Source organism: Actinokineospora bangkokensis (assembly GCF_001940455.1).
Classification (GTDB): domain Bacteria; phylum Actinomycetota; class Actinomycetes; order Mycobacteriales; family Pseudonocardiaceae; genus Actinokineospora; species Actinokineospora bangkokensis.
Genome location: NZ_MKQR01000017.1, coordinates 259,638 through 272,900, shown reverse-complemented (window position 1 = coordinate 272,900; position 13,263 = coordinate 259,638). Strand labels below are relative to the sequence as shown.

At 76.8% G+C, this 13,263-nt stretch carries 4 protein-coding genes; 3 read left to right on the top strand and 1 reads right to left on the bottom strand.

The genetic code is table 11. The annotated features are described in order from the left end of the window. Nucleotides 1–4: 4 nt before the first annotated feature. Nucleotides 5–655 (bottom strand): GntR family transcriptional regulator, encoded by a 651-nt coding sequence (locus BJP25_RS17945; protein WP_075976097.1) that lies wholly within the window; start codon nucleotides 653–655, stop codon nucleotides 5–7. Between the two features lie 664 nt (nucleotides 656–1,319). Here BJP25_RS17945 and BJP25_RS17940 point away from each other — a divergent pair. From BJP25_RS17940 to BJP25_RS17930, 3 genes are read left to right on the top strand one after another with little or no spacing between them, the layout of a single operon-like run. After that, nucleotides 1,320–8,468: a type I polyketide synthase gene (locus tag BJP25_RS17940; RefSeq protein ID WP_075976096.1), complete on the top strand. Its 7,149-nt coding sequence runs from the start codon at nucleotides 1,320–1,322 to the stop codon at nucleotides 8,466–8,468. Nucleotides 8,469–8,475: 7 nt separating this feature from the next. Then, nucleotides 8,476–12,942 carry a beta-ketoacyl synthase N-terminal-like domain-containing protein gene (locus tag BJP25_RS17935; RefSeq protein WP_408607155.1) on the top strand — a complete coding sequence of 1,489 codons (4,467 nt, stop codon included), beginning with the start codon at nucleotides 8,476–8,478 and terminating at the stop codon, nucleotides 12,940–12,942. After that, nucleotides 12,939–13,256 (top strand): acyl carrier protein, encoded by a 318-nt coding sequence (locus BJP25_RS17930; RefSeq protein WP_075976095.1) that lies wholly within the window; start codon nucleotides 12,939–12,941, stop codon nucleotides 13,254–13,256. The genes BJP25_RS17935 and BJP25_RS17930 overlap by 4 nt, the downstream gene beginning before the upstream one ends. Nucleotides 13,257–13,263 lie beyond the last annotated feature (7 nt).

Below are 13,263 nucleotides of genomic sequence, written 5' to 3'. Positions count from 1 at the left end.
GGGCTCAGCCGGTCATGTCCAGCAGCGCGCGCTCGGCGCGGTCCAGGTAGGCCGCGAGCAGGTCGGCCGCCTCCTGCCGCCGGTCGCGCTCCAGCGCCGCGCAGATGGCCCCGTTCGCGTCGACGAAGCCGAGGTGGAAGTCCTCGCGCGTGGTCGGGGACAGGAACAGCAGCCGCATCTCGGCGAGCACGTGCTCCATCGTCGCGTCGAGCCTGCTGCTCGCGGCCATGGCGACCACGGCGCGGTGGAAGTGGTTGTTGGCCGAACCCAGTGCGGCCATGTCGCCGCGCGCCCGCGCGGCGACCGCTTCCTCCACGGCCTCGCGGGCGCGCGCGACGGCGGTGGTGTCCGGTCCGGTGAGCACGGCGCCCACCTCCACGACGCGGCGCAGGGCGTAGACGTCGCGGACGTCGTCGCGGCCGGGCTGGGCGACGAAGACGCCGCGGTGGGGGGCGCGCACGATCAGGCGCTCGGCCTCCAGCTCGGCGAAGGCCTCGCGGACGGTGTTGCGGGAGATCCCCAGCTCCTCGCCCACCGCGGCCTCGATGAGGCGGTCGCCGGGGCGGTGCACGCCCTCGGCGATCTCGGCGCGCAGCACCTGGGCCGCCCGCTTGCTGATCGCCACGGGCGGGAACTGCTCCCGGAGGGGCCCCATCGCACTCCTCCTCCACCCGCGGCCGGTCGCCGGGGACGGCTCACCGGGACGTCTGGACGGCGGCAGGTATACCCGATCCCCGCTGGATTGTTCAACACAGCGGGCCGCCCGGGCCGGGGTGGACGGGTCGCCGGGGGTTCGCGCGGCCCCGGTCGGGGAACCCCGGACGCCGCGCGGGCGGCGGAACGGCCCTTGCCTAACGTGTGGTAGGTATGATTTCGGCCTCAGCCGAACCGGCCGAAAACATGAAAGACCTGCCGATAGTCCGTTGGTCGCAGCGATGGTGACGCCGCCTCGCCCCCGACGGCCGACCCGTGGCGTTCGGTGCACCCCGACGGCGAGGGTCACTCGGAAGTGGCGGATTCCGGCGAGTGGAGCAGGCCCGATTGGTCCGATAGGACGTGATTCGCGTCATATTTGTCATGCGCTCACGACGGCGGCGGTGACCGGTGCGTGACGCGCTCGTGTCGGCGGACCGGCCCGGGTGATCTTCCGGGAACGATTCACCAGCTCAACCGCCCTTGATGCAAATCACAACCAACGTGAGACGCGGGTCCGGGTCGCCAGGGGGGTCGGATCGGGGGGTGTTGACCACGACGGAACGGCCTGACTTGACTACCGGGAGTCAACGCGCCGATCCACCACTCTTCTTCGGGGAGAGCTCATGCGTCCGGACCGCCCGCCTGTCGTCGTCGTGGTCGACCCCCTGCACCGCCCCGCACCCCGGTCGACCGCCGCGGCGGCCCGCGCAGGCGCGCTCGGGGTGCTGGAGCTGCCCGCCGACCGCCGGGCCGCCGCCGCGGCGCTGGCCGACGCGGCCCGCTGGGCGCCGTCCGGCTTCGCCGTCCGGGTGCGACCGGACTGCCCCGTCGAGCTGCCCGCGGGGCTGCCCGCCGCCGTCCACACCGTCCTGTGCGCCGACCCGGCCCGCACGCCCGCCGACTTCGGCGACCGCCGGGTGCTGGTCGAGGTCGCGTCGGCGGCCGAGGCGCGCGCCGCGGCGGCCGCGGGCGCCGCCGGGCTCGTCGTGCGCGGGTCGGAGTCCGGCGGCCGGGTCGGTGAGCTGAGCACGTTCGTGCTGCTGCAGCAGGTCGTGTCCACCGTGGACGTCCCGGTGTGGGCCGCGGGCGGCATCGGCCCGCGCACCGCGGCCGCCGCGGTGGCCGGTGGCGCGGCGGGCGTCGTGCTCGACACCCAGCTCGCGCTGCTGCCCGAGGTCGGCCTCCCGCTGGAGGTCGCGGGCGTGCTGGCCGGGTTGGACGGTTCGGAGACCGTGGTGCACCAGGGCGTGCGGGTGCTGCGCAGGCGCGGCCCCGGCGTCCCGGAGCTGCCCGCCACCGGCGCCGAGCTGGCCGCGCGGCTGGGCACCGACCTGCGCACGCAGTTCCTGCCGGTGGGCCAGGACGTGTTCCTGGCCGAGGTCTTCGCCGCCCGCTTCTCCTCGGTGGCCGCCGCGGTGCGCGCGGTCGAGGACGAGGTGCTGGCCGCGCTCGACGCCCCGGCGCCCGCGCTGGTCGCCCAGGGGCCGATGACCAGGGTCAGCGACTCGCCGGAGTTCGCCGCCGCCGTCGCCGAGCGGGGCGGGCTGCCGTTCCTGGCGCTGGCGCTGTCCACCGGGGAGCAGACCCGCGACCTGCTCGCCCGCACCCGCGACCGCCTCGGCGACCGGCCCTGGGGCGTCGGCGTGCTCGGCTTCGCCGCCGAGGACGTGCGCACCGCGCAGCTGGCCGAGATCCGCGCCGCCAAGCCCAGCCACGCCATCATCGCGGGCGGCAAGCCCGCCCAGGCCGCGGCGCTGGAGGCCGACGGCATCACCACGTTCCTGCACGTGCCCTCGCCGGGGCTGCTGCGGCAGTTCCTCGCCGCGGGCAGCAGGCGGTTCATCTTCGAGGGCGCCGAGTGCGGCGGGCACGTGGGGCCGCGCAACAGCTTCCCGCTGTGGGAGGCGCAGGTCGGCGTCCTGCTCGACCACCTCGCCGCGGGCGGCGACGGCGCCGGGCTGACGGTGCTGTTCGCGGGCGGCGTGCACGACGAGCGCTCCGCGGGCATGGTCGCCGCGCTGGCCGCGCCGCTGTCCGCCGCGGGCGTCGAGGTCGGCGTGCTCATGGGCACCGCCTACCTGTTCACCGCCGAGGCCGTCGCCGGGGGCGCCATCGGGGAGGTGTTCCAGCGCGAGGTCGTCGCCGCCGAGCAGACCGACCTGCTGGAGACCGCGCCCGGGCACGCCACCCGGTGCGTGCGCAGCGGGTTCACCGACGACTTCGCCGCCCTGCGCGCCGACCTGGCCGCCCAGGGCGTGCCCGACCGCGACGCGTGGGACCGGCTGGAGCGGTTCAACGTCGGGCGGCTGCGGTTGGCCAGCAAGGGCATCGAGCGCGTGGGCGCCGAGCTGCGCGGGGTGGACGAGGACCGGCAGCGCACCGAGGGCATGTTCATGGCCGGTGAGGTCAGCGTGCTGCGCGGCGAGGTCACCACGATCGCGGACCTGCACGCCGCGGTGACCACCGGTGCCGCGGCCTGGCTACGCGAGCGCGCCGCCGAGCTGCGCCCGGCCGCCCCGGCCGAGCAGCCCGCGCCTGCGCCGCTGCGCGTCGCCGTGGTCGGCATGGCCACGATGTTCCCCGGCGCCACCGACCTCGCGGAGTTCTGGGCGAACGTGCTCTCCGGCCGCGACAGCGTCACCGAGGTGCCCGCGACCCGCTGGGACGCCTCGGTCTACTACGACCCCGACGGCGACGGCGAGCGCACCCCGTCGCGCTGGGGAGGGTTCCTGCCCGAGATCCCCTTCGACCCGCTGCGCTACGGCATCCCGCCCGCGTCGCTGGCCGCCATCGAGCCGGTGCAGCTGCTGGCGCTGGAGGCCGCCCGCCGCGCGCTGGTCGACGCCGGGTGCGAGGGCGGCGACCACGCGCGCACCTCGGTGGTGTTCGGCGCGGAGGCGGGCAGCGACCTGTCCAACGCGACCACCCTGCGCACCCTGCTGCCCGGCTACCTCGGGGAGGTCCCCGCCGAGCTGGACGCGCAGCTGCCCCGGCTCACCGAGGACTCCTTCCCCGGCGTGCTGGCCAACGTCATCGCCGGGCGCATCGCCAACCGGCTCGACCTGGGCGGGGCGAACTACACCGTCGACGCCGCCTGCGCGTCCTCGCTGACCGCGGTGGACGTCGCCTGCAAGGAACTCGTCGCGGGCACCTCCGACCTGGTCCTCTGCGGCGGCGCGGACCTGCACAACGGCATCAACGACTTCCTCATGTTCGCCTCCGTGCACGCCCTGTCGCCCACCGGCCGCTCGGCCACCTTCGACTCCGCCGCCGACGGCATCGCCCTCGGTGAGGGCGTGGCCTGCGTCGTGCTCAAGCGGCTGGAGGACGCCGAGCGCGACGGCGACCGGGTCTACGCGGTGATCGACGGCGTCGGCTCCGCCAGCGACGGCCGCTCGCTGGGCCTGACCGCCCCCCGCCCGGAGGGCCAGCGGGCCGCGCTGGAGCGCGCCTACGCGATGGCGGGGATCTCCCCGGCGCGCGTCGGCCTCGTCGAGGCGCACGGCACCGGCACCGTCGTCGGCGACCGCACCGAGCTGCGCACCATCACCGAGGTGTTCACCGAGGCGGGCGCCGAGCCGGGCTCGTGCGCGATCGGCTCGGTGAAGTCCCAGATCGGCCACACCAAGTGCGCCGCGGGCCTGGCGGGCCTGGTCAAGACCGCGCTCGCGCTGCACCACGGCGTCAAGCCGCCCACGCTGCACGTGCGCAAGCCGAACGCCGCGTGGGACGAGGGCAGCCCGTTCGCCTTCCACGCCGCCGCCCGCCCCTGGGCCGCCGAGCCCGCCGACCGGGTCGCGGGCGTGAGCGCCTTCGGCTTCGGCGGCACGAACTTCCACGTGGTGCTGCGCGCCCACGAGCAGCCGCCCGCCCGGCACGCCCTCGACGAGTGGCCGGTGGAGCTGTTCGTGCTGCGCGGCGCCGACCCGGCCGCGGCCAAGCGGACCGCCGCCACCCTGCTGTCCACGGTGGAGAAGGGCGGGTGGCGGCTGCGCGACCACGCCCGCGGCGCCGCCGCCCGCGCGGACGCCGCCGCGGCGCGGGGCGAGCGCGCCTGGTTCGCCTTCCTGGCCGCCGACGTCGACGACCTCGCCGCCCGGCTGCGCGCCGTCGTCGAGGGCTCCACCGAGGGCGTGCACACCGCCGACACCGACGAGACGGGCGCGGTGGCGTTCCTCTACCCGGGACAGGGCAGCCAGCGCCCCGGCATGCTCGCGGAGCTGCTGGTGACCTTCCCGGAGCTGCACCGCTACCTGCACCTGGGCAAGCGGTGGGCGGGCGCGCTGTACCCGCCCGCGGCCTTCTCCGAGGAGGCCAAGGCCGCGCAGACCGCCGCCGTCACCGACACCGCCGTCGCCCAGCCCGCGCTGGGCGTGGTGGAGCTGGCCGCCACCGAGCTGCTGCGCTCGGTGGGGGTGCGCCCGGACATGGCCGCGGGCCACAGCTACGGCGAGCTGCCCGCCCTGGCCGCCGCCGGGGTCTTCACCCCCGAGGACCTGCTCACCGCCAGCGCCGCCCGCGCGCAGGCCGTGCTGGACGAGGTCGCGGGCGGCGACCCGGGCACGATGGCCGCCGTGGTGGCCGACGCCGCCCGCGTCGAGGCCGTGCTGGCCGACAGCGGCCTGCCGGTGGTTGCCGCCAACCACAACTCGCCCGCGCAGACGGTCGTCTCCGGGCCCACCGAGGCGGTCGGGTCCGCGGTGGCGCTGCTGCGCGCCGCGGGCCTGGAGGTCAAGCCGGTCAAGGTCGCCTGCGCCTTCCACAGCCCGGTGGTCGCCGGCGCCGGTGCCCGGTTCGCCCCGGCGCTGGCCGGGCTCGACCTCGCCGCGCCCGAGGTGCCCGTCTACGCCAACCGCACCGCGGCGCCCTACGGCGACGTGCGCGCGGAGCTGGCCGCCCAGCTGGGCGCGCCGGTCCGCTTCGCCGAGCAGGTCGAGGCCATGCACGCCGCGGGCGCCAGGGTGTTCGTCGAGGTCGGCCCCGGCCGGGTGCTCTCGCGCCTGGTGCCGGCCGTGCTGGGCGAGCGCCCGCACCGGGTGGTGCCGCTGGAGGAGCAGCCCGGCCTGCGCGGCTTCCTCGACGCGCTGGCCCGGCTGGCCGTCGCGGGCGTCGACGTGCGCACCGGCGCGCTCGTGCAGGGCCGCGACGCGGTCGACCCCGCCACCACCGCCGCGCGCCGCACGCCCGGCTGGACCGTCGACGGCCACCTCGTCCGGCTGGCCGACGGCACCATCGCCCCGGGCGCGCTGCGCCCCGCCCACCGACTGACGGAGCCCCTCGTGACCCAGCACGCCCCGGTGCCCACGCCGTCCGGCGGGGACGCCCTCATCGCGGACTTCCTGCGCACCAGCCGGGAGATGCTCGCCGCCCAGCGCGACGTCCTCGTCACCTACTTCGGCGGCGCCGAGCGGGTGCCCGCCGTGCTCGCCCCCGCCGCGCCCGCCCCGGTGGTCGCCGCCTCGGTCGCCGCCGCGCCCGCCCTTCCCGCGGCGGCGGCACCCGCCCCGGCCGCCGCACCCGCGCGGGACGTGCTGTCCACAGTGGTCGCGGTGATCGCGGAGCGCACCGGCTACCCCGAGGACATGATCGACCCCGAGCTGGACCTGGAGGCGGACCTGAGCGTCGACTCCATCAAGCGCTCGGAGATCGCCGGTGAGATCGCGGCCCGGTTGGGCCTGTCCGGCACCGACTCCGACCTGGAGGCGCTGAGCGCCGCGCGCACCGCCCAGGCCATCGCGGACCTGCTGGGCGGTGCCACCGCGGCGGCCCCGGCCGCCCCCGCCGCTGCCGCCGCGCCGGTGGCGGACGTGCTCGCCGTGGTCACCGCGGTGATCGCGGAGCGCACCGGCTACCCGGTGGAGATGGTGGAGCCCGGGTTGGACCTGGAGGCGGACCTGAGCGTCGACTCCATCAAGCGCTCGGAGATCGCGGGCGAGATCGCGGCCCGGTTGGGCCTGTCCGGCTCGGAGTCGGACCTGGAGGCGCTGAGCGCGGCGCGCACCGCCCAGGGCATCGCGGACCTGCTCGGCGCTACCACGGCGCCCGCCGCGGCCACCGCCCCCGCCGGGAACCCGGTCGCGGACGTCCTCGGTACGGTCACCGCGGTCATCGCCGAGCGCACCGGCTACCCCGTCGAGATGATCGAGCCGACCCTGGACCTGGAGGCGGACCTGAGCGTCGACTCCATCAAGCGCTCGGAGATCGCCGGTGAGATCGCGGCCCGGTTGGGCCTGTCCGGCACCGACTCCGACCTGGAGGCGCTGAGCGCGGCGCGCACCGCCCAGGGCATCGCGGACCTGCTCGGGCAGGCGCCCGGGACGGCCCCCGCCGCCGCTCCCGCGGACGACACCGGGGCCGACGTCCTCGCCCCCAAGCGGCTGCTGTTCGACCCCGTCCCCCTCGCCGCGCCCGGGGCGTCCATCCCCACGGGCACCAGGGTGCTCTTCCTCGGGGGCGACTCCGCCGACCTCGCCGCCGCGGTCGCCGCCGCGGGCGCCACGCCCACCGACGAGGTGCGCGGGTCCGTCGTGGTGCACCTCGGGGCGCTCGACGCCGACGAGTCCCTGCTGCCGGAGGAGTTCCCCCGCATCAAGGACGTCCTCGCCGCCGGGCCCGGTGCGCTGATCGCCCTCGACCGCCGCACCACCGGTGCGGTCACCGGCCTGCGCGGCTTCTTCCGCACGGTCGCCAGGGAGTACCCGGGCATCACGAGCACGCTGCTGGAGGTGCCCGCGGCCGCGACCGCCGACGAGATCGCCGCGGCCCTCGTCGCGGAGATCGCCGCCACCGACTCCGCGCCGGTCGTCCTGGCGGAGCCGGGCACCCGGCACGCGCTGGAACTGACGATCACCGACCTCAGCGCGCTGGCCACCAACGGCGCGGGCCCCGCGGGCGACGGCGCCGCCGAGGCCACCGCCGCCGGGCTCGACCGCGACTCGGTGGTGGTGCTCGCGGGCGGCGCCCGGGGGATCACCGCCCGCTTCGCCCGCCTGCTCGCGGCCACCAGCCGGTGCCGCGTCGAACTGCTCGGCCGCACCCCGCAGCCCGCCGAGGTCGAGGACCCCGCCACCGCGGGCGCCCCGGACCGGGCCGCGCTGCGCGCGGCGTTCCTCGCCCAGGGCATGCGCACCCCCGCCGAGGTCGAGAAGGCGATCGCCCGCACGCTGGCCGAGCGGGAGGTGCGCGCCACCCTCGCCGACCTCGCCGCCGCGGGCAGCCAGGCCCGCTACCACCAGGTCGACATGCTCGACAGCGAGGCGGTGCGCGCCACGGTCAAGCGCGTGCACGCCGACCACGGCCGCATCGACGGGCTGGTGTTCGCCGCCGGGGTCATCGAGGACAAGCTGATCGCGGACAAGGGCGTGGAGTCCTTCCGCCGGGTGTTCGGCACCAAGGTCGACGGCGCCCGCACGCTGCTCGACGCGGTCGACGCCCTGCCCGGCACCGACACCCGCTTCGCCGTGCTGTTCGGCAGCATCGCCGCCGCCCTGGGCAACCGCGGGCAGTGCGACTACGCCGCGGCCAACGACGCGCTGGAGGAGCTGGGCAGGCGCTGGTCGACCGACCGGCGCCGCGGCCTGACCGTCCACTGGGGACCGTGGGCGGCCGCGGAGACCGGCGGCGGCATGGTCACCGCGGAGCTGATGCGCTCCTACGCCGCCCGCGGCATCGCGCTCATCGACCCCGAGGAGGGCCCGCTGGCGCTGCTGCGGGAGCTGGCCTACGGCCCGGCCGACGCGCACGCCGTCGTCTACACCGCCTCGGGGTGGTGACCGGCCGATGACGCCGCCGATGACCCCGCCCACCACCCCGCCGATGACCCCGCCCACCACCCCGCCCACGACCCCGGTCGCCATCGTCGGGATGGCCGCGCTGTTCCCCGGCGCCCCCGACCTCGACGCCTACTGGCGCAACATCGCCGCGGGCACCGACGCGATCACCGACGTGCCCGCCGACCGGTGGGACCCGGGGTTCTTCGGCACCGGCGAGCGCCGGGCCGACCGGGTGTACTGCCGCCGCGGCGGGTTCGTCGACGCCGAGGTGGACGTGGCCGGGTTCGGCGTGATGCCGAACTCGGTGCCCGGCACCGAGCCCGACCAGCTCATCGCCCTGCACGTGGCGGCGGCCTCGCTGGCCGACGCGGGCGGCGAGGCGGTGCTGCCCGCCGACCGCGAGCGGGTGGGGGTCATCCTGGGCCGCGGCGGCTACCTCACCCCCGGCCTGGTGCGCCTCGACCAGCGCGTGCGCACCGCCAACCAGGTCGTCAAGACGCTGCGCGAGGTGGTGCCCGACCTCGACGACGAGCGGGTGGAGGCGGTGCGCGCGGCGTTCGTCGAGCAGCTGGGCCCGGCCGCGCCGGAGTCCGCGATCGGGCTGGTGCCCAACCTCGCCGCCTCCCGGGTGGCCAACCGGCTCGACCTGCGCGGCCCCGCCTACACCGTCGACGCGGCGTGCGCGTCCTCGCTCATCGCCGTCGACCACGCCGTGCGCGAGCTGGCCGAAGGCCGCGCGGACGTGATGTTCGCGGGCGGGGTGCACCACTGCCACGACATCACCCTGTGGTCGACCTTCAGCCAGCTCGGGGCGCTGTCGCCGAGCCAGCGGATCCGCCCGTTCCACCGCGGCGCCGACGGCGTGCTCATCGCGGAGGGCACCGGCGTCGTGGTGCTCAAGCGCCTGGCCGACGCCGAGCGCGACGGCGACCGCGTCTACGCCGTGGTCTCCGGCACCGGGGTGGCCAGCGACGGCCGCTCGGCCAGCCTGCTCAACCCCGACCCGGCCGGGCAGGCGCGCGCGGTGCGCCGGGCCTGGGACGCCGCCGGGCTCGACCCGCGCGACCCGGACTCGGTGGGCCTGATCGAGGCGCACGGCACCGCCACCCCGGCGGGCGACGCCGCCGAGCTGAGCACCCTGGCCGAGGTGTTCGGCCCCGGCACGCCCGCCGCGCTCGGCTCGGTCAAGTCGATGATCGGCCACGCCATGCCCGCCGCGGGCATCGCCGGGCTGATCAAGGCCGCGCTCGCCCTGCACCACCGCGTGCTGCCGCCCACCCTGCACTGCGACGACCCGAACCCCGCGGTGGCGCGCACCCGGTTCGCCCCGCTGGCCGAGGCGACCCCGTGGCGCGCCCCGGACAGCGGCGCCCCGCGCCGCGCGGGCGTCAACGCCTTCGGCTTCGGCGGGATCAACGCCCACGTCGTGCTCACCGAACCGGCCCCGGCGCGGGTCGAGGTGGTCGAGCCGGTGCGGGTGCTGCGGCTGGCCGCGGCGACCCCGCGCGAGCTGGGCGAGCTGCTGGCGGCCGGTGACCCCGGCCTCGACGAGCGGGCGCGCACCACCGAGCCGTGCCGGCTGGGCGTGGTCGAGCCCACCCCGCGCAAGCTCAAGCTCGCCGCCAAGGCCATCGCCAAGGGCGTGCCGTGGTCGGGGCGCAGCGACGTGTGGTTCGCCCCCGAGCCGCTGCCGGGCCGGACCGCGTTCGTCTTCCCCGGCCTGGAGGCGGAGTTCGAGCCGGAGGTGGCCGACGTGGCCGCGCTGTTCGGGCTGCCGTGGTCGACCGGCGAGGCCAGCGTGGGCGACATCGGCAGGCACGGCACCGCGGTGTTCCAGGTGGGCAGGCTGCTCGACGCCGCGCTGCGCCGCCTGGGCGTGGTCCCCGACGCCGTGGCCGGGCACAGCGTGGGGGAGTGGACGGCGATGGCCGCGGGCGGCATCCACGCCGCCGACGAGGTCGACGCGTTCCTGGAGACCTTCGACCCGGACTCGCTGGTGGTGCCCGGGGTGGCGTTCGCCGTGCTGGGCATGCCCGCGGCGGAGGTGCTCGCCGTGCTGCCCGAGCACCCCGAGGTGGTGCTGTCGCACGACAACGCCCCCAGCCAGGCGATGGTGTGCGGGCCGCGCGAGCAGGTGGAGGCCCTGGTCACCCGGATGCGGGTGCAGGAGGGCGTCCTCGGGCGCATCCTGCCGTTCCAGTCCGGGTTCCACACCCCGATGCTGGCGCCGTACCTGGGCCCGATCCGCGACGCCGCCCAGACCTACACGCTCAACCCGCAGGCGACCCCGGTGTGGTCGGCCACCACCGCCGCGCCCTACCCGGCCGAGCCCGAGGCGGTGCGCGAGCTGTTCGTGCGGCACCTGCTGGAGCCCGTGCGGTTCCGGCAGCTGGTGCTGGCCATGCACGACGCCGGGTTCCGCACGTTCCTCCAGCTCGGCGCGGGCCAGCTCGGCTCGCTGGTCGACGACACCCTCGCCGGGCGCCCGCACACCACCGTCTCCGCCCACGGCGGCCTGCTCCAGCTGCGCAAGGTCGTCACCGCGCTGTGGGTCGACGGCGCCGACCCGGACGCCTCGCCGCTGCTGCCCGCGGGCACCGCGGCGGCGGTCGCCCCCGCCGCCCGCCGCCCGAAGGTGAAGCTGGCGCTGGGGTCGCCGCTGGTGTCGCTGCCGCCGGAGCAGCGGCCGGTGGCCCGGCCCCGGGTGCCCGCCGCGCAGGCGTTCGCGGGGCTGGAGACCACCGCGCACCCGATCGCCGCCGAGCTGTCGGCGCTGCTGCACGACACCGCCGGGGTGGCCGCCGAGCTGATCGGCGCGGCGAGCGGCCGCCGGGCCCTGCCCGCCCGGCCGCCCGCCACCCCCGCGCACCTGCCCGCCCCGCCGCCGCCCGCCCCGCCGGTGCGGCCGACGCCGCCGGTGCCGCCCAGCGGTGCCGTCCCGGCGAGCCTGCGGTTCGACGTCGAGTCCATGCCCTACCTGCTCGACCACTGCTTCTTCCGCCAGCCCGACGACTGGCCCGACCCGGCCGACCGCTGGCCGGTCGTGCCCGCCACCACCGTGGTCACGCACCTGATGCGGATCGCGGAGCAGGCCGTGCCGGGCACCCGGGCGGTGGGGCTGCGCGACGTGCGGCTGCTCAAGTGGATCGTCGCCGAACCCGCCGCCGAGGTGCCCGTCACCGCGCGCGTGCTGGGCCCCGACCGGGTCGAGGTCACCCTGGTCGGCTGCTCGCAGGCCACCGTCGAGCTGGCCCCCGCCCCGGGCGCCCCGCCCGCCGCCTGGCCCGTCCCGGACGACGACCGGGTGCCCGAGCGGGGCGTGGAGGTCCTCTACGACGAGCGGTGGATGTTCCACGGCCCCCGCTTCCAGGGCGTCGCGGAGATCACCGGCATCGGCGCCCGGCACGTGCGCGGCGTGCTCACCGGCCTGGCCGCCCCCGGCGCGCTGCTGGACAACGTCGGCCAGCTGTTCGGCTACTGGATCATGGCCGTGCTGCCCGAGCGCACCACGGTGTTCCCGGTGCGCATGGAGCGGGTCGGCTTCCACGGGTCCGAGCCCGTGCCCGGCGAGCGCCTGGACTGCCTCATCCGGATCACCGAGGTCACCGCGGGCACCGTCACCGCCGACATGCAGCTCAGCCGCGGCGGCGTGGTGTGGGCGCAGTTCACCGGGTGGACCGACCGGCGCTTCGACACCGACCCCGGCATCCGCGCGATGGACCGCTGGCCCGGCCGCAACACCCTGTCCACCGTGGACGAGGACGGTGTCGCGGTGGTGCACGAGCGCTGGCCCGACCTGGCCACCCGCGAGCTGATCATGCGCAACAACCTCGCCGGGGCCGAGCGCGACGCCTACGACGCCCAGCCGCCCAATCGCAGGCGCCAATTCCTGCTCGGCCGCATCGCCGCCAAGGACGCCGCCCGCACGGCGCTGTGGCGGGCGGGCGCGGGCGAGGTGTACCCGGCGGAGTTGGCCATCACCAACGACGCCACCGGCAAGCCGGTGCTGCGCGGGGTGCACGGCCGCGACCCCGGTGGGCTGACCGTCTCCATCGCGCACTGCCGGGAGGTCGGCGTGGGCATCGCCGCCACCGGGCCGTGCGGGGTGGACGTGGAGGAGGTCGTGGCGCGCCCCGACCGGACCGTGGACGCCGCGTGCGACCCGGCCGAGCGGGCGCTGCTCGACGGCCTCGGGGGTGACCGGGCCCTGTGGTTCACCCGGTTCTGGGCGGCCAAGGAGGCCGTCGCCAAGGCGCGCGGGACGGGCCTGGGTGGGAGGCCCCAGTCGTTCCGCGTCGTGCACGCCACCGCCGAGCGGCTGCGCGTGCAGGTGGAGGGGGCGGTGCACGTGGTGCGCGTGCGGTCCGCCGAGAACCCGCCGGGGCTCCCCGCGCGGGACTACGTGGTCGCCTGGACCGGCAGCGCAGCCGACCGGGCGGACCGACCAGGACACGAACCAGGAGAGCGAGAATGAGCGCCGAGACCATCAGCGACACCCTGTCCACCGACCCGGCGGTGGTGCTGGCCGAGCTGTCCGCCATGCTGCGCGACGTCCTCGACGAGTACGGCCTCGACGACGTCGAGATCACCCCCGCCAGCACCTTCCACGGCGACCTGGAGCTGGAGAGCGTCGACCTGGTCGCGCTGTCGGGCTCGCTGCGCGAGCACTACGGCAGCCGGGTCAACTTCGCCGAGTTCATCGCCGCGCGCGACCTGGACGAGATCATCTCGCTGACCGTGGGCGACCTCGTCGACCACGTCGTCACCTCGCTGGAGGCCACCCGGTGACCGCCAC

Bases quoted from the DNA above. Each gene is read 5' to 3' on its own strand.
- BJP25_RS17945 (WP_075976097.1), bottom strand. From the start codon at position 655: ATGGGGCCCCTCCGGGAGCAGTTCCCGCCCGTGGCGATCAGCAAGCGG.
- BJP25_RS17940 (WP_075976096.1), top strand. From the start codon at position 1,320: ATGCGTCCGGACCGCCCGCCTGTCGTCGTCGTGGTCGACCCCCTGCAC.
- BJP25_RS17935 (WP_408607155.1), top strand. From the start codon at position 8,476: ATGACGCCGCCGATGACCCCGCCCACCACCCCGCCGATGACCCCGCCC.
- BJP25_RS17930 (WP_075976095.1), top strand. From the start codon at position 12,939: ATGAGCGCCGAGACCATCAGCGACACCCTGTCCACCGACCCGGCGGTG.